Here is a 19635-nt window from a genome sequence, read left to right on the forward strand (position 1 = left end):
GCCAGGTCACAGGGCCAGCGCGACGCCGGCGCCGGCGCCGAGCAGCAGCGAGCACACGGCGGCGCCCGCGGCGACGAGCGCCGCGCCGCGCGCCGGGCGGAACGGGCCGTCCGGCGCGCGGCACATCGGGACGATCCACCGGAGGTAGTAGAAGACGGACGCGACGGTGTTCACCGCCGCGACGACCGCGAGCCAGCCGAGGCCGCCGTCGATCGCGGCGCCGAACATGAGCACCTTCGCCGCGAACACGGCGGTCGGCGGCGTCCCGACGAACCCGAGCAGGCACACCGCGAGCGCGAGCCCGGTGACCGGCGCGGCCCGCAGGAGCCCGGTGTAGCCGCGCAGGTCGTCCCGTCCGGCGGCGAGGACGACCGCGAACGCGCCGACGTTCGTCACCGCGTAGGCGCCGAGGTAGAACAGCACGGCGGGTTCGGCGAGGCCGGTGCGGCCCGCCGCCGCGACCGGGACGAGCAGGTACCCGGCCTGGCTCACGGTCGAGTAGGCGAGCAGCCGCCGCACGTTGCGCTGCCCGAACGCGGCGAGGTTCCCGAGCGTCATCGCGGCGGCGGCGACCACCGCGACGAGCACCGGCCATCCCGCCGCGCCGTCCGGGAGCGCGTCCGCGCCGAACCGGTACAGCGCGGCGAACGCGCCGATCTTGGGGACGGTCGTGACGAACGCGGCAACGGCCGGGGGCGCTCCCTGCGCCACGTCCGGCACCCAGAAGTGGCCCGGGACGGCGCCCGCCTTGAACAGCAGCCCGGCGAGCAGGGCGACGGCGCCCGCCGCGACGGCCGCGTCCGGCGCGCCCGCCAGCCCCGCCCTGAGCTGCGGATACGCCGTTCCGCCGGCGACGCCCGACAGCAGCGTGACGCCCGCGAGCATGAGCACGCCGAGGAACGCGCCCATCAGGTAGTACTTCAGCGCCGCCTCGGTGCCGGGCGCGTCCTTCCCGAACCCGGCGAGCGCGTAGGCGGGGATGCTCGCCAGCAGGTAGGCCGCCACGATCACGAGCAGGTCCGCGGCGCCGCCCAGCATGACCGTCCCGAGGGCCGACAGCAGGATCAGCACGTAGTGCTCGCTCTCGCGCGGGTGCCCGCGCACCGCCCCCGCCGCGAGCGCCAGGACGGGCGGAACGGACGCGAGCACGACGATCCGCGTCACGTGCGTGACCGGGTCCACCGCGAACGACCCGAACGCCATGAGGTCGGGGCGCGTCGCGGCCGCGCCCGCGGCGGCCAGCCCGCCGAGCGCGCCCGCCGCGCCGAGCACGGCGACCCGCCACTGGCCCGTCCGGGACAGGAACATCCCGCCGACCAGGCCGAGGACGGCCGCGAGGAGCAGGCACAGCTCCGGCGCGAGGTCGGCCGGGTTCTCGTTCATCGTCACCGCGCGACCCACCCGGTCACGGCCGCCGACAGCGGCTCGATCGTGTCGAGCAGGGGGCCCGGAAGGAGGCCGATGAGCAGCGATAGCGAGAGCAGCGGGACGATCGCCGCCGCCTCCCCGCGCCGCAGGTCGCCGACCCGCCCGGTCAGCTCGCCGGGGCCGCCGAGCAGCAGCCGGTGCAGCACCCGCAGGAACAGCCCGGCCGTGACGACGATGCCGAGGACCGCGAGCGCGCCCGCGGCGGCGGTCGCGGCGGCGCCCGTCCCGATCGTCCCGGCGAAGATCTGGAACTCGGCGACGAACCCGGAGAAGCCGGGCAGCCCGAGGGACGCGAACGCCGCGGCGGCGAACGTCCCGGCGAACACGGGCGCGGCCCGCGCGACGCCGCCGAACCGCCGCAGGTCGTGGGTCCCGGCGCGCGCGTGGAGGACGCCGCACAGCAGGAACAGCGCGCCCGTGATCAGCCCGTGGCTCACCATCTGCGTGACCGCCCCGGTCACCGCGAGCCGCGGGCCGCTCGCGGGCGCGCCGCCGTCCGTCCCGTCCGCGTACCCGGCGGCGCCGAGCGCCAGCACGACGTAGCCCATGTGGTTGACCGACGTGTACGCGACGAGCCGCTTGACGTCGTCCTGCGCGAGCGCCACCAGCGCCCCGTACAGCACCGACACCAGCCCGACGACCAGGACGGCCGGGGCGTACCGGTGCCACGCGCCCGGCAGCATCGGCATCGCGATCCGCACGAGCCCGTACGCGCCCATCTTCAGCATGACCCCGGCCAGGATGGCCGAGCCGGGCGCGGGCGCGTCGGTGTGCGCGGGCGGCAGCCAGGTGTGGAACGGGACGACCGGCGTCTTGATCCCGAGGCCGACGCCCAGCGCGAGCAGCGTGAGCCCGGCGAGCGCGGGCGCGTCCTCCAGGGGCGGGTCGCGGGTCAGCTCCGCGATGTCGAACGTGCGCGGTTCGGAGCCCAGGTAGAGGCCGATGAACCCCAGCAGCAGGAACAGCGAGCCCAGGAACGTGTAGAGGAAGAACTTCAGCGCCGACCGCGCGGCCCCGTCGCCGTGCCCCCACACCAGGATGACGAAGTACATCCCGACGATCGACAGGTCGAAGAAGACGAAGAAGAGCAGCAGGTCGAGGGCCGCGAAGACGCCCAGGCAGACGGTCTCCAGGAACAGGAACAGCATCGCGAACGCCCGCGTCCGGCGCTCCCGCCGCACCGAGTACACCGCGCACGCCGCGAACAGCAGCGCGGTGAGCGTCAGCAGCGGCAGCGACAGGCCGTCCGCGCCGACGTGGTATCCGGCCCGGACGGACGGGATCCACCGCACGTCCGCCTCGTACGACGTGCCGCCGCGCGTCCCGTGCGCGGCCCACATCCCGGCGATCAGCGCGAGGTCCGCGAGGCCGGCCGCGACCCACGCCCACGGCACCGCCCGGCGCGGGACGGCGGGCAGCAGCAGCGCGGCGGCCAGCGGCAGGAAGATCACCAGCGTCAGCACCCGGTCACCCCGCCAGGACCGCGATCAGGACGAGCACCGCGAGCATGACCGCCGCCTGCGCGTAGTACATGTGGACCTGCCCGGTCTGCGGGCGCCGCGCGAGCGCGCCCAGTGCGCGCGCGCCGCGCCCGACGGCCGCGACCACGCCGTCCACCCGCGGCTCGGCGTCCCGCGCCGCGAACTCCGCGGCCCGGCGGCCCCCGCGCGCGATCGCCGCGACCGTCCCGTCCACCACGCGGTCGTCGAACCGGGCGAGCCCCCGGGCGAGCGCGAGCACCGGACGGACGACGCCCGCGTGCGCCGCCCGCTCCAGGTACGCCCAGTGCAGGCCCCACGCGGGCGCCCGCACCCGCACGCCCTTGGCCACCGCGGCGACCACCGCCGCCGCGAGCACCCCCGACAGCCCGAGCTCCCACGCGGACGGCCGGGGCCGCACCTCCCACCCGCCGCCGAACGGCACCGCGAACCCCGCCGCGCACGCGGCGGCGGCCAGCACGGCCAGCGGCGCCTTCTGCACGGCCGGCACGTCCCCGCGCCGCCCTCCCCCGCCCGCCCAGACCGCGACCAGCGCCTTCGCCGCGTACCCGGCGGCCACGACGGACGCCGCCAGCCCGACCGCGAACAGGCCGGGCGACCGGTCGAGCGCCGCCGCCAGCACGGCGTCCTTCGTGAACCACAGCGACAGCGGCGGCACCCCGGCCAGCGCGAGCGTCCCCAGGGCGAACGCGGCGCCGACCCACCGGGACGTCCTCGCGGCCCCGCCCAGCCCGTCCAGCCGCTGCGTGCCGGTGCGCGCCAGCCACACGCCCGCGCACAGGAACAGCAGGCTCTTCACCGCCGCGTGCGCCACCAGGTGCAGCGCCCCGCCCGCCACGGCCGCGGCCCCGGCCGCCAGCACGACGAACCCGATCTGCGCGCACGTCGACGCGGCGAGCAGCTGCTTGAGATCGCGCTGCGCCAGCGCAACGACCCCCAGCACCAGCGCCGTGAGCGCGCCCGCCCAGCACACCACCGCGCCGGCCCACCCGCTCGCCGCCAGGAGCGGGTGCAGGCGCAGCAGCAGGTAGCCGCCCGCCGCGACCATCGTCGCCGAGTGCAGCAGTGCGGAGACCGCGCTCGGTCCCGCCATCGCCCGCGACAGCCAGAACGAGAACGGAAGCTGCGCCGACTTGCCCAGCGCCGCAACGACGACGCCCGCGGCGATGAGGTCGATCCAGGGCGACCGCGCCGCTTCCAATCCCGCCAAGCTCAAGGAACCCGTCCCCGCCAACGCGAACCCGGCCGCGAGGTAAAGGCCCGTATCGGCGGCGCGCGTGGTGACGAACGCCGCGGCGGCCGAGCGCACGGCGCCGTCGTCCGTCCAGCGGTACCCGATGAGCGCGTACGACATCGCGCCCATGACCTCCCAGCCCATCAACAGCAGCAGCAGGTCGGAGGCCGTGACCGTGACGAGCATCGCGCCCGCGAACACCAGCATCAGGCCGGAGAAGCGGGCGCCGAACCCCTCCGCCGCCGCGTGGAGCAGGACCAGCAGGACGGCCGCCGCGACCGTCACGACCATCGCGGCCGACAGCCCGTCCACGGCGAGCCCGCCCGGCGCCCCCGGCAGCACCGCGACCCGCGCCGCCGGCCGCGCCGCCGCCGCGGCCCCCGCGAGCGCGAGAACGGCCGCCGCGACCGCGACGCCCGCCGCCGGCGCGACCCGGTCGGCGCGGCGGCCCGCGACGAGCAGCAGCGCCCCGGCCAGCAGCGGCGTCCCGCAGACGGCGGCGATCATCCCCGCAGGTCCCCGGCGTCGTCGGTCTGGTCCGCGTCCCGCGCGCGGAACAGCGCCGTCACCACGGCGAACCCCATCGCCATCTCCAGCGCCATCACCGTGACCGCGACGAGCACCAGCACCTGCCCGTCCACCGCCGGGCGCACCGCGGACCAGAACCCGCCCGCCGCGACCAGCACCCCGTTGACCATCAGCTCGATGCCCATCATCAGCATCACGACCGACCGCTGCGACAGCGCCCCGTACAGCCCGACGCAGAACAGCGCCGCCGCCGCGGTCAGGAAAGCCTCAAGCGTCATCGCCGTACCGCCCCGGCCGCGTCGCCAGCACCACCGTCGCGATCATGGTGGCCAGGATGGCGACCCCGAGCACCATCATGACCAGCATCTTCTCGCCCATGATCGCCTCGCCGAGCGCGACCGCGGGATCGTCCGGCCGGCGTCCCGTCCGCTCCGGCCACGGCACCGCCGCGATCCCCGCGACCAGCACCGCGAAGGCCGTCCCCGCGATCGCCGCGGCGCCCCGCCGGTTGTGCACCATCGACATCGGCACCAGCCCGGCCGGGTTCATCATGTACATGACCATGAAGACCGCCATCACCAGCATCTCCATGATCATCATGAGTACGACGAGGACGCCCAGGTAGTGCAGGCCCGCGAGCATCAGCAGGCCGCCCGTGCACAGGAACGACGCCAGCAGCGCGAACGTCGCCCGCGCCATCGAATCCACCACGAACACCGCGACGCCGAAAGCCGCCGCCGCCGCGCCCACGCCCCACACCATTCAGACCACCACGATCGCCACGACGAGCATCTGCAGCACCACGGCCGGGATCAGCACCGTCCACGCCGCCGCCATGAACCGCTCCATCCGCAGCACCGGCAGCCGCCGCCGCGCCCACACCAGCAGCGCCAGCACCGCCGCCGCCTTCAGCACCGACCACGCCCACCCCGGCAGGACGGGCCCCGCCCCGCCCCCGAGGAACAGCGGCACCGACGCCGCCGCCGCGACCGCGAGCAGCCCGTACCGTCCCGCGAAGAACACCAGCCGGTCCGCGCCCGACAGCTCCAGCGCCGCGCCCCCCGCCGCGTCGCCGCCCACCGGATGCCCGAACGGCCCCCAGAACGCCATCGCCGCCGCCGACACCAGGAACACGGCGAACGCCACCGGCATCCACACGCCGAACCACAGGCCGTCCTGCGCCGCCGCGATCTCCCGGAAGTCCAGCGAGTGCGCCGCCAGCGCCACCGTGACCAGCGCGAACATGTGCGGCAGCTCGTACGCCAGCCCCTGCGCGAGAAACCGGTAGCCGCCCACGAGCGCGAACGCCGAGTTCGTCCCCCACCCCACGAGCCACACCGACGCCCACGCGACGACCTCCATCGCGTTGAACCACACGACGCCCACCGGCACCCCGACCGCCCGGTCCCCGACCGGCACCACCGCCGCCGCGACCGCCGCCGCCACCGGCAGCACCACCACGCCCGCCCGCATGAGCAGCACGTCCGACCGGACGGTCGTCCGCCGCGCCGTGCCGAGCAGGCGCGCGGCCTCCCGCAGCGGCGCGTCCCACGACCGCCCGCCGAGCACCGCGTCCAGCGACGCCGCCGCCACCGCCAGCACGCCCAGCACCGCGACCTCAGCCATCGACGTCCACGCTCGCGACGATCAGCCGCGCCCGCCCCAGCTCCTCGCCCGCCACCAGCCCCGGCAGCGCGTCCACCGACCCCGGCGGCACCCGCCCCGGGTCCGCGCCGCCGAACACCGCGCCGATCTCGTCGAGCCACCCGCACAACCGGCCGTGCACGTCGGCGCCGTCCGCAACCCCCACGCCCCGCGTCATCCACCGCAGCGTCCGCGAGCGCCCGACCCGCCGCCGGAACCCCGCGAACCCCGCCGCGAGCCCGTCCTCCCCCCGCAGCGCCGCGTCCCGCAGGACCTCCGCGCGGTCCGCCGCCGCGCCCCACCCCGCGACCCGCAGCAGCCGCGCCACCGCGTCCAGCCGCCGCGCCGCCCGCCCGTCCGTCCAGAACGGCGGCGCCGACTCCACCACCGCGACCTCCGCCTCCCGGACCACGTCGCCCTGCAGCGCCACGTCGAGCCGCACGCCCGCGGGCCAGTCCGGCAGCACGGGCCCGAGCGGCACGTGCAGGACGTCCAGGCGCAGCCCGTCCCGGTCGTCGCCCCGGTCGGCCATGCCGACGCCCCCGAGGTCCGGCGGCTCCCCGGGCCCCGCGTCCCCCCCGTCCAGCCCCGCCGCCCGCGTCCGCGGCGCGGGCATCGACCGCCACACCCGGTCGATGGCCCGCGCCAGCTCCGGCCCCGGATTCCCGCACACCACGAGCAGCCCCGTCTCCCCCGGCGACGCCGCCCGCCCCCACCCGCGCGCCCGCAGCTCCGCCTCGACGTCCAGCCGCACGCCCGTCCCGTCCGCCGCCGACACCACGAACGGGCGCGGCACCGCATACCCCCGCAGCCATCGGGTCACGTCCACGGCGACATTCCATTCCGCGCGCTGTCAAGAACCCCAACCGGCGAAACGGACGAGAAAGGCGCCGCATTTCTCCGCGACACTTCCGTCACGTCCATCGCAGCGCCCCCTCACGCCACGCGTACAGCACCCCGACGAGCAGCAGCGCGAGGAAGAGGAACATCTCCACGACCGCCTTCACGCCCACCGACGCGACCACCAGCGCCCACGGGTACATGAACACCATCTCCATGTCGAAGGCGAGGAACAGCATCGACACCGCGTACCAGCGCACGTGGTACCGCGACACCGCGTGCTCCCGCGGCGCTCCCCCGGACAGGAACGGCCCGCACTCGACCGTCCGCGGCGCCACCGCCGCGGACACCGCGTACACGCCCGCCACCACCGCGCCCGCGAGCCCGGCCAGCGACAGGAGCGCGACGTAGGGAGCCATCGTCCCTCCTGTTCCGGCGACCGATACGGGACCATGTACCTGATCGGCGGACGCGAAAACATGCGCGGGACGGCACGGCACTTCCTACGCTTGACCGAGTTTCCGTACACTTCGCTTTTGTGCCATCGCAAGGGGGGCGAACGTGAGCACGAATGACGACGGGCGTCCCTCCGACGCCCCACCGCCGAGCTGGGGCCGCGTTTCCGACGGCACCGAGGACGACAAGCTGGTCGCGAGCTGGCGCACGTCCCCCGGCCGCGCCGCACCCCCGCGTCCGCCGTCCGCCCCACCGCGCGGCACGGCCCCCACGCGCCCCAACCCCGTCCCCACGGTCATGGACGCCGCCGCACCCCCCACCAGCGGCCCACCCGAGACCACCCCGGCCGCCGCACCGGGCACAGAACCCACACGGCCCGCCACACCACCGGCGCCCCCACCCACGTCCGCCGCCCCGGCCACCGAGCCGCCACCCCCCGCGGACCGTCCCAAGCCCACCGCGCAAACACCCGCACCACACCCAGCGCCCCCGCCCCGCACGCCGGCCACCGAACCGCCGAAACCCACGGGGCCTGCACCCACCGCGCAAACGCCCGCACCACCACACCCGGCCCCCTCGACTTCCAAGAGCACGCCGGTCACCGAACCGCCGCACCCCGCAGGCTCACGCACCGATGGGCCTGCACCCACCGCGCAACCACACCCGGCACCGCCCGTCCCCAACCCCACACAAGGTGCGGAAACGCCCACCGCGCAGACACCCGTGGGGCAACGCTCGGCCCCCGAGACCAGGCCGGTCGCCGAGCCACCGCAACCCGCGGACCGACCCGCACCCGCCGCACAGCCACACCCAGCGCCCCCGCCTCGCACGCCGGTCACCGAACCGCCGAAACCCACGGGGCCTGCACCCACCGCGCAAACGCCCGCACCACCCGTCCCCGAACCCACACGAGGCACGGCCCAACCCACCGCACCCCACGCCACCCCGTCCGCGCCCGCTGCCCCACAGGCGGCCCCGCCGCACTCGGTGCCGGGATCGGACGCGGAGCGGCGCGTGCCCGGGGCGCCCGTCCAGGGGAGGACGGACGGGGGGTCGTCGGGGCCGCACCGGGCTCCGGGCGCACCCCCGGCGGGGCCGCCCGCGCAGGGACGGGACGACGCGGCGGCCACGCGCGTGGATCCGGCGCCGTCCGGGACGGGGCCGCAGTGGGTCGTCCGGACGGGCGAGCAGGCGGCGCCCGCGCGGTTCACCGCGCCGCAGCCGGCGTCCGGGAACGCTTCGTGGCTGGGCGCGAAGCCGCAGGCGGCGCCGCCGCCCGCCCAGGACCGGGCGCGCGTGCGCGAGGCGCCCGAGCCGCCGCCTCCGGCGCCGGGCCGGGAGGCGCCCGCGTTCGATCGTCCGCAGAGCATGCCGACGCCCCCCGGACCGGCGGGGCAGCGCGTGTTCCGGCCCGGGCTGCGGTCGGGGATCGCGGTCGCGGCCGTCGCCACGCTCGTGGCGGGCGGCGTCGCGTACCTGCTGAAGGGCGACGGCGTCCCCGGCGTGGGTTCGGGGCCGGGCGCCGACGGCGCGGCCGACGCGAGCGGCGTCTTCGCCGTGCAGGCCGCGCTCTACGACGGGCACGAGCAGGCGATCACGGGCGTCGCGGTCGCCGGGGAGACGGCGGTCACGGTCGGGAGCGAGACCGTCGACCGCCCGCGCGGCCAGATCCTCGTGTCGGCGGACGGCGCCGACCAGTGGAGCGTCGCGGAGGTGAAGCGGGAGGGCGGGGCGAGCCCGTTCGACGTCCCGCGGGTCGTCGCGGCGTCCGGCAAGGCGTGGGCGGCGCTCGGCGCCGGTCCGGCGGGCGTGGCCGTGTGGACGAGCGCCGACGGCCGGACGTGGACGCACCGCTCGTCCCCGCAGGGCTTCCAGCGGGGCGACGAGGTCGCCTCCCTCACCGCCGCGCAGACCGGCTTCACCGCCGCGGGCACCGGCCACGACGGGCGCCCGGCGCTGTGGACGTCCGCCGACGGGGCCGTCTGGCAGCGGGCCGCGGCCTCCGCCGAGGGGGCGCCGGCGAACGTGGCGGCCAACGGCGGCGCGGTGGTGGTCCGCACCGAGAAGGGCGAGCTGTGGCGGTCCGCCGACGGCGGCGCCACGTGGACGCGGGCCGAGGTGCCCGACGCGGACGGCTCGTACGGGCCGGTCGTGGCGCTGACGAACGGGCCCGGCGGCTTCTTCGCGGCCCGCGAGGGCAAGAAGGGGGACCGGCGCCGGGCCGTGTTCTACCGGTCGGCGGACGGCGTGGGCTGGACCCGCGCGAGCACCATCGACCGCCGCACCTACGACCGGCTCGCCGCGCTGAACGGCACGTCCGAGAGCCTGACCGCGCTGGTCCCGCTGACCGACGGGCGCATCGCCGTGCAGCGCAGCGACGACGGCGTGAAGTGGAAGTCGGTGGAGCGGCTCGACACGGACGGCGGCAAGGCCGCCGCGACGACGGCCGCGCTGCCCAAGGGCGTGCTGGTCGCGGGCGCGCAGGACAACGGCGCGTACCTCGCGGCGCCCGGCGCGCGGCACGACGACATCGACCTGCTCGCCGTCCCCGGCGCCGTCACCCCCGACCGGACCCTGACCCGCCTGGTCTCCGCCGGCGGGACGACCCTCGCCATCGGCAGCGGCGCGGGCGACGCGGCGGTGTGGCACACGCGGGACGGCGCGTCGTGGACGCGCGCGGGCGGCGGCGGGCTCGCCGGCCCGGGCGTGCAGCGCCTCGCCGACGCGGCCCACGGCCCGCAGGGCTGGGTCGCCGCGGGCGGCGGCTCCGGGGCCCCGCTGCTGGTCACGTCCGCCGACGGCACCGCCTGGAATCCGGCGGCCCCGCCGAAGGCGGGCGAGGCCGAACTGTCCGGCGCGGCGCACGGCGCGGCGGGGTACGTGGTCGTCGGCGCGGCCGACGGCGCGCCCGTCGTCTGGCACTCCGCCGACCTCGCCTCCTGGACCGAGGGCACCGGCGACCTCGGCGACGGCCGCATGCGCGACGTCGTCGCCACGAAGTCGGGCTACGCCGCGGTCGGCGAGGGCGCCGCGAACGCCCCGGCCGCCTGGACGTCCGCGGACGGGAAGGCGTGGACGCCGGTGCGGGTCCCGCAGGCGGCGGGCGCCCTCACGAAGGTCGTCGCGCGCGGGGACACGCTGGTCGCGACGGGCGACGGCGACCTCGTCGGGGTGTCGGCGGACGGCGGCCGGACCTGGGCGTTCAGCACCCTCCAGGCCTCGTCGATCACCGCGTCGCTCGCGACGGGCACCGGGTTCGTCCTGACGGGCACTCCGGCGGGCACCTCGGACGTCGCGCTCTGGACGTCGCCCGACGGGACGTCGTGGCAGGTGCGGCGGCCCGAGGGGAGCGGCCTGAACGGCGAAGGCTCCCAGCGGCTCACCGGACTGACCGCCCTCGGCGACGAACTCCTCGCGACCGGGACGGACGGCACGACACCCACCCTGTGGCGCACCGACCTGCCGTGACGTCCCAGCGGGGCCGGGAAGAGCCGAACGACGCCCCTGCCTGCCCGCGGTGCGGCGGCGCGCTCGTCCCGATCGTCTACGGCCGGCCCGGGCCGAAGCTCGCCGAGAAGGCCGAACGCGGCGAGGCCGTCCTGGGCGGCTGCACGACGCGTCCGGACCGCCCGCACCACCACTGCCCCGCATGCCGAACCGACATCGGCGCCACCTAGTCGAGCCTGGCCGGATGAGGCCCCACCCATCCCCCCATTTCCGCGGATCGAGGGCTTGTCGCCACGAAGCGGAGGGTAAGGATCTTTCCGTTGGATCAGGCGACGGGAAGTGAGCGACATCGTGACCAGGCCATGGGAAGCCGATCACGGCGCGGGGTTCCATCGGAGGCTGGGCAAGACGGCCGCCGAGGTCGGAGACAGCCGCACGACCCAGGACTGCCCCGAGATCTGGGAACTGGACAACGGCGACATCGCCGTTATCGGACGTGACGCCACCGGCGCTTACCGTGATCGGCTTCCGCCGGGAGTGAGCATCGGCTCGGACGAACGCCTCGTGGTCATCTCCGGGCGCCTCCTGTCGGCCGCGAAACCGGACATCCGAGATGCTTGATCGCTGATCGGGACGGGGGTCAGTCGGGGGTGCGGCGGCGGTCGGCGGCGGCGGCGCCGAGGATCATCTCGTGGACGAGCCAGCGTGCGTCGTCCGAGAGGTCCACGAGCGCGCGCAGCACCTCGGCGGGGATGGCGCCGTGCTCGACCTCGCGCCGCAGCGCCTTGAAGGTGAGGTCCTCCTCGATGGGCGCGGCCTCGACCGGGAAGCCGAAGTAGCCGATCGGCACGCGGAAGAAGGTGGCGAGCGCGGTGAGGGTTTTGAGCTGCGGGTTCTCCTGGCGGCCGGTGCGGAGCTTCCACACGGTCGTGGAGGAGATGTCCTCGCCGGTGGCGCGGGCGATCGCGGCCGCGGTCTCGACGTTGTTGCGCGGGGGTCCGGCGGAGGCGGGCCACTGGTGGCGGATGAGCCATTCGACCTTCTCCGCGAGCGCCGCCCCCGGCGCCACGCCTCCGGCCCCCGTCTCGTTCGGCATCGTCAGGTCCTCCCCGTCTCGAACGCTCAACGACTAGAGTTGACCACATCCTTCCTCGTCAGCCAAGGACACGCGCCGGGCGCTAAGATCGTCCGCCGGAGCGGCGGGGGGACGAATCACATGTTGTTCTCGATATCCGAGACGAGCTGGGCGCTGATCGCGATCGTGGCGACGGCCTCCTTCATGGCGGGCATGCACGTGTTCGTCACGGGGCTTCCGATGCCGGAGCGGGAGACCCGGCCGAACATGAAGCTCTTCCACATCCTGACGCCGCTGTTCGCCGCGGTCGTCCTGTGGGCGAGCCTGCTGCGGCCGGACTCCGGGGACCGGATCCTGTTCCTCTACAGCGTCGCGTTCGTGTCGATCCCGGTCGCGCTCCTCCCGGTGCGCGGGCGGCTGTCCAGGACGTACACGGCGCAGCGGCGGGAGCCGGGCGCCGAGCTGAAGACCGACGTGCTCGCGACGGCGTGGATCTGCGGGTTCCTGCTCGCCGTGCTCCTGGTCGCCGTGGCCGCGCTGATGGCGTACGACTACGGGGCGTAGCCCGCCGCGGAGGCGGGCGTCCGCCCGGCGAGGGCCTCGATCTCGGCGACCGCCGCGTCGGCGGCCGTCTCGGCGGCGATCGCGGCGGCCATGCGCCCGGCCGCGCGCCTCGGGGCGGGGTCGTCGAGGACGCGGCCGACCGCGCGGGCGATCGCGCGGGGCGAGGCGTTGCCGCGCACGGTGACCCCCGCGCCGGCGTGCTCGACGTGCCGTGCGACCTCCCGCTGGTCGCGGCCCTGCGGGAGGCACACGAGCGGCACCCCGGCGGCCAGCGACTTGACGGCCGTCCCGTGCCCCGCGTGGGTGATCGTCACCGCCGCCCGGCGGAGCACCGGGCCGTGCGGGGCCGCCTTGACCACCAGGACGTTGCCGGGGGCGCGAATCGTGCGCGGGTCCACGGCGGGCCCGGTCGTCAGCAGGCCCCGCACCGGCAGCGTGCCGAGGGCCGCGGCGATGCGCTCGAGCGGCCGCCGCTGGTTCATGAAGGACGAGCTCAGGCCGACGAGCGCCAGCGGCGCGTCGCCCGGCGGGAGTTCCGGCTCGTCCCCCGCCCAGGCGGGGTCGTCGAGCCGCGGGCCGACGTGGCGGACGTTGCCGGGGAAGCGCCGTCCGGGGTAGTCCAGCGCGCGCGGGGACAGGACGAGGCACCGGTCGGCGCGGCCGAACGCGTCGACGACCGAGTCGACCGGCGCGAGGCCGCTCGCGGCGCGCGCGGCGTTGAGCGCGGGCAGCCCCTTCGCCCACGGCTTGACCATCAGCCCGCCCGCGATCCGGTCCCGGGCGCGGCCGAGGGGGCCGGCGGCGGGCGCGAAGGCCGGGCCGAACGGCGGCGCCCCCTCGGCGGGCAGCGGGTAGATCGTCGTGACGAGCGAGGCCACCGGGACGCCGGCGGCCTCACCGGCGGTGAGGGCCCCGAGCAGGACGTGCTCGGCGACCAGCACGTCGGCGGGACGGGCGCGCAGTTCGGCGAGCGTGTCGCGGGCGTAGTCGGCGGCGGGGCCGCAGACGATGCGGTCCCGCAGCCGCGCGAACTCGCCCAGCGGCGTTCGGGCCTCGAAGTCCTTGATGACGTCGGCGGCCGGGTCGGACGTGTCGCCCTGGGGCGCGGTCGTCCAGGCGACCGGCTCGCCGCCGGCGGCCGCGACCTCGCCGTGCAGCGACCGGTCGGCCAGCACCCGGACGCCGTGGCCCCGTTCGCGGAGCGCGCGGACGATCGAGAGGGCCGGCGGCACGGCGCCACCGCCCGCCCACAGGGCGAACAGGACTTTCTTACCCATCGTCTCCCTTTCGCGGGTCGATCGAGACCACCAGGTCCCGCATGGCGCGTTCGGCGTCCCGGCGCGACAGCCCGAGGTCGCGCCGCCACAGCTTCCACAGGTAGACGTCCGTGGCGGCGTAGTGCAGGGCGAGCGCATGCTCGCGGTCGGGGCCGTCGGCCGGGAGGCGGTCGGCGAAGACCTCCTCCAGCCACGCCCGGTGCTGGACGCGCGCGTGCGCGGCCGCGCGGGCGATCGCGGGCACGCGGTCGATCTGGGCGGTCCACCGCGCGTTGGCGTCGCCGTGCCGCTCGTAGTCGTCGAACAGCACGGCGACGATGGCGTCCACGTCGCCGGCCGGGGCCCGCCGGACGACCGCCGTCTGCGACGCCACGAGGTCGGCGACGGCCTCGGTGAGCCCGTCCTTGCCGTCGAAGTGGTTGACGACGGTCTGCACCGACACGCCCGCTTCGTCGGCGATGTGCTGCAGCGTCACGTCGTCGTACCAGTGCCGCGTCCACAACCGCATCGCGGCGTCCATGATCCGCGTCCGCGTGGCCTCCAGCGCCGCGGCGCGGGCGCCCATGCGGTACGGGCGCCTCCCTGCACTTTCCATGGAGTAAGAACTATATTCATTTGAGGGAGGAGTCAAATGAAAGTGGTCACCCGTCGCGGCGGAGGGCGAACCAGAAGGTGGGCACGTCGTTCATGCCGGGCACGACCTCGGTGAGCGTCCAGCCGGTGAACCGGGCGCGCAGCTCGTCGGCGGTGACACCGGAGACGGGGTCGTCGAACGCCTCGGGGCCGTAGCCGAACATCAGCAGGCGCGCGCCGGGGGCGGCGCGGCGGGCGAGTCCGGCGGCGTAGGCGGCGCGGCGGTGCGGCGGGACGCCGCAGTAGCAGCTCAGGTCGAAGAACAGGTCGAACGGGCCCGGCACGTCGAGGTCGTCGAGCCGGGTGGCGTCCCCGTGCAGGACCCGCACGGGCACCCCCGCGGCGGCCGCCTTCTCCCGCGCCTGCCGGACGGCGCCGTCGATCAGGTCCACGGCGACGACCTCCCAGCCGCGGCGCGCGAGGTACACGGCGTTCGTCCCGGTTCCGCAGCCGAGTTCGAGGGCGCGGCCGGGCGGCGGCGCGGCGTCCCCCTCCACCAGGGCGACCAGCTCGGGCGGCGTCACGCCCGAGTCCCACGGCGGCCTGCCGGCGGCGTAGAACCCCTCCAGCTCGCGGCGGACGGCCTCCTCCTGGGCACGCTCCAGGTCCGATCGCGCGGCCGCTTCCCCTTCGTCCGTCACGGCACACCTCCATGTTTTTAGAGTTGAACTTTAGTGACGCACTCTAGATATAGGCTCGCACCATGGATGTGGTCAAGCGTCCGGACGGACGGGCGGAGCGGTCGCGCCGCACCCGGGAGAAGGTCATCGAGGCGGCGCGGGAGCTGTTCGTCGCGCAGGGGTACGGGGCGACGAGCCTGCAGGAGGTCGCGGACCGCGCGGGCGTGGCCGTGCAGACCGTCTACTACGTCTTCTCGAACAAGCGGACGCTGTTCAAGGGCGTCGTCGACACGGCCGTCGCCGGGGACGCCGAGCCGGTCGCCACCATGGACCGCGCGTGGTTCCGGGACGCGTGCGCCGCGCCCACGGCGGACGCGCAGCTGCGGGCGCACGTGGACGGCACCCGGGGGATCCTCGGCCGGATCGCCCCGATCCTGCCGCTGATCGGGGCCGCCGCGGCGACCGACCCGGAGATCGCGGCGCAGTGGCCCAAGGGGCCCGACCCGCGTTTCACCGTGCACCGCGCCGCCGCCGAAGCGCTCGCCGGCAAGCCGGGGTTCCGGCCCGGCGTCTCCGTCGCGACGGCGGCCGACCTGCTGTTCGGCCTGCTCAGCCCCGAGCTGTACCGGCTCTTCGTGCACGACCGCGGCTGGTCTCCGGACGCGTGGGCGGCGTGGGCGTACGAGACTCTCGCCGCCCAGCTCTGCGCCGGCCCCACGAACGGTTAACGGGCGGCCCGGCGGCGGCGGTGGTAGGCGAAGGTGACGGCGGCGAGCAGCGGCCCCCACAGCAGGAGCGGCGTGTAGGCCAGGTAGAAGATCGCGGCCTCCACGGCGCCCTGCTCGGAGGGGAAGTTCGCGGGCAGCCGCCCGCCCTGGAGGGTGCGGCCCTCGAGCTGCCCGATGAAGGCGTGCGTCCACAGCACCGTCAGGACGGCCGCGCCGAGGGACGCGGGCACGACGGCGGCCATCGGCGGCACGTTCCTGCCGCCCAGCACCGGGATCCAGCGGGGGAACCGCTCGCCCCAGGAGGCGACCAGGCCCACGGCGGTGAACGCGAGCAGCTCCGAGACGATCGACAGCAGGACGATGTACACGCGCTCGCCGATCCCGGCCTCGGCGCCCATCCCGTGGTCGTAGCCGAACGCGATCGGGAGGCGCCAGAGGCCGGACGGCAGGACGACGAGCGGGACGGCGAGGGCGGCGATCCGCGCCCAGCGGGGCACTCCGGCGGCGGGGGCGTGCGCGGCCCGCCACGCGGCGCGCAGCCGTCCGGTGCTTGCTGGCGGACGGGGCGCGGGCGGATCGGTCGGGGCGGTCATCGTCGGTCCTCCGGTCGGGCGGGCCCGGTGCCCGCTCCGCGTCGACGATCGCAACCGGGCCCGGCCGCCATCGCCACCCGCCGGAGGGAGCCCGCTCCCCCGTCCGGGGGAAATCAGGCCGAGAACATGGCTCTCATCCTGCATGAATGCGTGTCTTGAGGGAAGTTCATGTTCACGAACCGTTCCCCCGATACCCCCGGAAGGGCAGGCACGGATCATGGACCAGAGCGGTGTGACCTGGCGAAAGAGCTCCCGCAGCGGCGCGAACGGCAACTGCGTCGAACTGGCCGCGCTCCCCGGCGCCGTCGGTGTCCGCGACAGCAAGGACCCGGACGGCCCCGTCCTGCTCCTGCCCCCCGCCGTCCTGCGCGCCGCCCTACGCGCGGCCCGCGCCCAGGACGGCGCGCTACCCGGCTAGCCGCCCCTCCCGGACGGACGGACGGCCCGGACGTCCCGCCCACCCGTCTGGGCCAACCGGTTCAGAGAGCGCTGCGGGTCAGGTCGTGGACGGCCTCGCTCATCGTGACCGGGTCGACCTCGCCGAGGGGGACGGCGTCCGCCGGCTCGGCCGCCGGAGCGGGGCCCGCCCACAGCGCGCGGATCCGCTGGTCGTGCCCCTCGCCGTACATGTACGCGTCCAGTCCGGGGCTCAGGTTCGCGACGACGTACAGGCCCGCGGGGTCGCGCCGGGCCATCCAGGCGCCCGAGGAGTCGCCGTCGGGGGACGGCGCGTTCCAGCGGCCCTGCGAGTGCCCCTTCGCCTTCCCGTAGGGCAGCACGAGCCCCTCCACCCGGGTGAGGGCGCTCGAAGCGCGCTCGGCGTCCGTGAGCCGGTGGACGGGACGTCCGAGCTGGTCGAAAGGCTGCAGGATCTCGTAGTCGGCGAACAGGTCGGCCCAGGCGTCGAGATCGTCCAGCAGGACCGGGTGGGCGATGCCGACGCGGTCGCCGGGCGCGGGGACGAACGGGTCGTCGCGGACGTCGGCGCAGGTGCGGTCCTCGGCGACGCGGAAGGCGGTGCCGCCGCCGGTGATCCACACGAGCCGGCGGGCGATGTGCCCGAGCAGCGGGTGCTCGACGAACAGGGCGCGGAAGTCGCCGGGCGTCCAGCTCCGCCGCTCGACCATCGCGGTCTCGAGGCGCGCGATCTCCTGCCCGGCGATCGTCCGCAGGTCCTTCCTGAGGCCGGTGAACAGGGCGTGCGCGGCGGGGGCGAGCGCCGGGTCGTCCTTCGGGCCGGGCTTCGGCGCGCTCTTGCGCGCCTTCCCGCCCGGTTCGACGACGAGGGGGGCGAGCTGCTCGTCGAACGTCACGGTGAACCGGCGCGGACCGTAGTCGAGGACGAGCTCGCCCCGGTCGTCCAGGCCGAAGTCCGGGACGGCGCGGTCGGCGAGGGCCTCGGCGGTCATGCCGCGCGCGGCGGCGATCTCGTCGATCTTCCGGGCCGCGCGGGCCTTGAGCCCCTTGTACTTGCCCCGGCGGGTCAGCTCGAACAGGTGGGTGAGGGCGACGTCGGAGCCGATGCCGGCGAGGACGTCCAGCGCGGCGGCCGCCCGGGAGGCGGCGCCCTCGCCCGGCCAGCGCTTGATCAGCGGGCTGATCCGCCGCACCGTCGTGTCGTCCCCGATGAGGCCGAGCTGCGCCAGCGCCCACGCGTGCTTGGTCGGCGCGCCGCACGCGTACCAGCGCTGGAACACCGCCCAGGAGAACTCGGCCAGCGAGTGCCGGTCGCAGTGCTCGCGGACGTCGGCGACCTCGGGGGCGCCCGCGGCGAGCAGGCCCAGCAGCCGCCGGGTCGCGGAGTCGGGCAGGGCCCGGTCCCCGGCGCGGGTGCGGATCCGCGGGAGCCGCGCCGGGTCGGCCCAGTCGGTCTTCGCGCTGCGCCGGGCCCGGCCGGCGAGCGCGGCGGGCACGTCGTCGGCGACCGGGACGGGCGGGGGCGGGGCCAGCTTCTCCACCGCGGGGACGACCAGGGCGGGGTCGGCGTGCAGCAGCCCGCGCAGCAGCCCGGCCACGCGCAGCCCGTCGGTCGTGCCGTCGTCCGCCAGCGGCGCCAGCGCCCGGACGGCGAGCGCCGGATACCGGTCGGCCGCCTCCAGCAGCGCCGCGGGCCCGCCCTGCTCGCCGATCCCGGCGAGCAGGGCGGGGAAGATCCGCTCGTCCGGCGTCTCCAGCAGCGCGCGCACCAGGATCGGGCGGGTGTCGTCGGCGCCCTGCCGGCGGCGGCGCCGCAGCGCGATGTCGAGCAGCGGGACGGCGTCCGCGCCCAGCCCGTCGAGCAGCGTCCCGACCACGGCGGGCGTCACCGGCATCCAGGTGACCCGGGCGGCGTGCGCGGCGGTGGACATCGAGGCGAGCACGTGGTCCTGGCCGAGGGGCTGCCGGTGGGCGTTCTCGGCGAGCGCCTCGTCCGCCCAGCGCGTCTCCGTCGGCAGGAGGTAGGACGCCGTGCGGCGCCGCTGCGGGTCGCCGCGGTGCGCCGCCACGCGGGCGACGGCGTCGCGGTACACGTCCTCGGGGGCCGCCGCCAGCAGCGCGCGGAGCCGCTTGGCCGCGCGGTCGTCGGCGATCCACCGGCCCAGGGGGAAGGCGTCCTCGTCGGTGGTCCGCCGGAGCTCGCCGGCCCACCCGCGGGGCGCGTCCCCGATGGAGGCGTGGGCGACGAGCCGGACGGCGCCGGAACCGGACGACGCCCGCACCGGCACCGGGCCGGCCTCGATGGACGACGCCTCCGTGAGGGCGCACGCGGCGAAGGCGAGCCCGTGGTCGAGCGTCCAGGCGTCCACGAAGGCGGGGGCGTCGACGTCGCCGAGGTACCGCACCGCGGCGGCCGCGACCGCCGCCGCGCCCGCCGGGTCGGGGGCGCCGTCCAGCCGCGCCGCGACGGCCTCGCCGAGCGCCGGGTCGGTGCGTTCGTGCTCCGCCATCTGCGCGGCGATCGGGCGGGCCCGGCGCTCCGCCTCGCGGGCCCGCCGCGCGGCGTCCTCGTCGGGGACCGCCGCGGGCCCGGCGGCGCCGCCGCGCCGCGGATGGAGGTGCTCGCGCCATTCGACCGGAATCTCGACCATG

20 protein-coding genes are annotated in these 19635 nt (G+C 76.3%); 6 read left to right on the plus strand and 14 right to left on the minus strand.

Features of this window, described 5'->3' with window-relative positions; genetic code table 11:
* Nucleotides 1-6: 6 nt before the first annotated feature.
* The 8 genes from H505_RS0122805 to H505_RS0122840 form a co-directional block, all read right to left on the minus strand.
* Entirely contained in the window at nt 7-1383 is a 1377-nt protein-coding gene (locus tag H505_RS0122805) for an NADH-quinone oxidoreductase subunit N (RefSeq protein ID WP_026403830.1), read from the minus strand.
* Between the two features lie 2 nt (nt 1384-1385).
* Entirely contained in the window at nt 1386-2891 is a 1506-nt protein-coding gene (locus tag H505_RS0122810) for a complex I subunit 4 family protein (RefSeq protein ID WP_026403831.1), read from the minus strand.
* 4 nt (nt 2892-2895) lie between these two features.
* Entirely contained in the window at nt 2896-4668 is a 1773-nt protein-coding gene (locus H505_RS0122815; protein ID WP_026403832.1) for an NADH-quinone oxidoreductase subunit 5 family protein, read from the minus strand.
* Nucleotides 4665-4967, minus strand: coding sequence for an NADH-quinone oxidoreductase subunit NuoK (gene nuoK / locus H505_RS0122820; protein ID WP_026403833.1), 303 nt, complete (start codon nt 4965-4967; stop codon nt 4665-4667). Before nuoK ends, H505_RS0122815 begins: the two co-directional genes overlap by 4 nt.
* Nucleotides 4957-5451: an NADH-quinone oxidoreductase subunit J gene (locus H505_RS43765; protein WP_034519375.1), complete on the minus strand. Its 495-nt coding sequence runs from the start codon at nt 5449-5451 to the stop codon at nt 4957-4959. The genes nuoK and H505_RS43765 overlap by 11 nt, the downstream gene beginning before the upstream one ends.
* The gene (locus H505_RS0122830) at nt 5452-6315 is read right to left on the minus strand and encodes an NADH-quinone oxidoreductase subunit H (RefSeq protein WP_026403834.1); all 864 of its coding nucleotides are present in this window, start codon (nt 6313-6315) and stop codon (nt 5452-5454) included.
* Complete coding sequence (locus H505_RS43770; RefSeq protein WP_051301057.1) at nt 6308-7162, minus strand: hypothetical protein; 855 nt, start codon at nt 7160-7162, stop codon at nt 6308-6310. The genes H505_RS0122830 and H505_RS43770 overlap by 8 nt, the downstream gene beginning before the upstream one ends.
* 85 nt (nt 7163-7247) lie before the next feature.
* Nucleotides 7248-7592, minus strand: coding sequence for an NADH-quinone oxidoreductase subunit A (locus H505_RS0122840; RefSeq protein ID WP_026403835.1), 345 nt, complete (start codon nt 7590-7592; stop codon nt 7248-7250).
* Between the two features lie 1051 nt (nt 7593-8643).
* Between H505_RS0122840 and H505_RS47975 the strand changes: the two genes are divergently transcribed.
* From H505_RS47975 to H505_RS0122855, 3 genes are all read left to right on the plus strand, one after another.
* The gene (locus H505_RS47975; protein ID WP_157433092.1) at nt 8644-11097 is read left to right on the plus strand and encodes a beta propeller repeat protein; all 2454 of its coding nucleotides are present in this window, start codon (nt 8644-8646) and stop codon (nt 11095-11097) included.
* Nucleotides 11094-11306: a hypothetical protein gene (locus H505_RS43780; protein WP_034519377.1), complete on the plus strand. Its 213-nt coding sequence runs from the start codon at nt 11094-11096 to the stop codon at nt 11304-11306. Before H505_RS47975 ends, H505_RS43780 begins: the two co-directional genes overlap by 4 nt.
* A gap of 121 nt (nt 11307-11427) precedes the next feature.
* Nucleotides 11428-11697, plus strand: coding sequence for a hypothetical protein (locus H505_RS0122855; protein WP_026403837.1), 270 nt, complete (start codon nt 11428-11430; stop codon nt 11695-11697).
* 19 nt (nt 11698-11716) lie between these two features.
* Here H505_RS0122855 and H505_RS47980 read toward each other — a convergent pair whose 3' ends face one another.
* Complete coding sequence (locus H505_RS47980) at nt 11717-12202, minus strand: hypothetical protein (protein ID WP_157433093.1); 486 nt, start codon at nt 12200-12202, stop codon at nt 11717-11719.
* A 90-nt stretch (nt 12203-12292) separates the two neighbouring features.
* On the opposite strand from H505_RS47980, the gene H505_RS0122865 reads away from it, so the two are divergent.
* Nucleotides 12293-12715 (plus strand): hypothetical protein, encoded by a 423-nt coding sequence (locus H505_RS0122865; RefSeq protein WP_026403838.1) that lies wholly within the window; start codon nt 12293-12295, stop codon nt 12713-12715.
* Here H505_RS0122865 and H505_RS43790 read toward each other — a convergent pair.
* Genes H505_RS43790 through H505_RS43795 form a run of 3 tightly spaced genes read right to left on the minus strand, consistent with a single transcriptional unit; the run spans nt 12703 to nt 15266 of the window.
* On the minus strand, nt 12703-13992 hold the full coding sequence (locus tag H505_RS43790) for a glycosyltransferase (RefSeq protein WP_034519379.1): 1290 nt from the start codon (nt 13990-13992) through the stop codon (nt 12703-12705). The two genes, H505_RS0122865 and H505_RS43790, sit on opposite strands and share 13 nt — an antisense overlap.
* The gene (locus tag H505_RS0122875) at nt 13985-14587 is read right to left on the minus strand and encodes a TetR/AcrR family transcriptional regulator (RefSeq protein ID WP_084550667.1); all 603 of its coding nucleotides are present in this window, start codon (nt 14585-14587) and stop codon (nt 13985-13987) included. Before H505_RS0122875 ends, H505_RS43790 begins: the two co-directional genes overlap by 8 nt.
* A 46-nt stretch (nt 14588-14633) precedes the next feature.
* Nucleotides 14634-15266 carry a class I SAM-dependent methyltransferase gene (locus tag H505_RS43795; RefSeq protein WP_051301059.1) on the minus strand — a complete coding sequence of 211 codons (633 nt, stop codon included), beginning with the start codon at nt 15264-15266 and terminating at the stop codon, nt 14634-14636.
* Between the two features lie 62 nt (nt 15267-15328).
* Here H505_RS43795 and H505_RS0122885 point away from each other — a divergent pair, with 62 nt between their 5' ends.
* Nucleotides 15329-15973 (plus strand): TetR/AcrR family transcriptional regulator, encoded by a 645-nt coding sequence (locus H505_RS0122885; RefSeq protein WP_026403840.1) that lies wholly within the window; start codon nt 15329-15331, stop codon nt 15971-15973.
* On the opposite strand, the gene H505_RS0122890 is transcribed toward H505_RS0122885, so the two are convergent.
* A complete protein-coding gene (locus tag H505_RS0122890; protein WP_026403841.1) occupies nt 15970-16566 on the minus strand; it encodes a hypothetical protein in 597 nt (198 codons plus the stop codon). The genes H505_RS0122885 and H505_RS0122890 overlap by 4 nt on opposite strands.
* A gap of 232 nt (nt 16567-16798) precedes the next feature.
* Here H505_RS0122890 and H505_RS0122895 point away from each other — a divergent pair, with 232 nt between their 5' ends.
* Nucleotides 16799-16984, plus strand: a complete 186-nt coding sequence (locus tag H505_RS0122895; RefSeq protein ID WP_425248267.1) for a DUF397 domain-containing protein — start codon at nt 16799-16801, stop codon at nt 16982-16984.
* Between the two features lie 61 nt (nt 16985-17045).
* Here the strand turns inward: H505_RS0122895 and H505_RS0122900 are convergent, their stop codons facing one another.
* Entirely contained in the window at nt 17046-19634 is a 2589-nt protein-coding gene (locus H505_RS0122900; RefSeq protein ID WP_026403843.1) for a DUF4132 domain-containing protein, read from the minus strand.
* Nucleotide 19635: the final 1 nt, after the last annotated feature.

Origin of the sequence: Actinomadura rifamycini DSM 43936 (assembly GCF_000425065.1) — a bacterium.
Taxonomy (GTDB): Bacteria; Actinomycetota; Actinomycetes; order Streptosporangiales; family Streptosporangiaceae; genus Spirillospora; species Spirillospora rifamycini.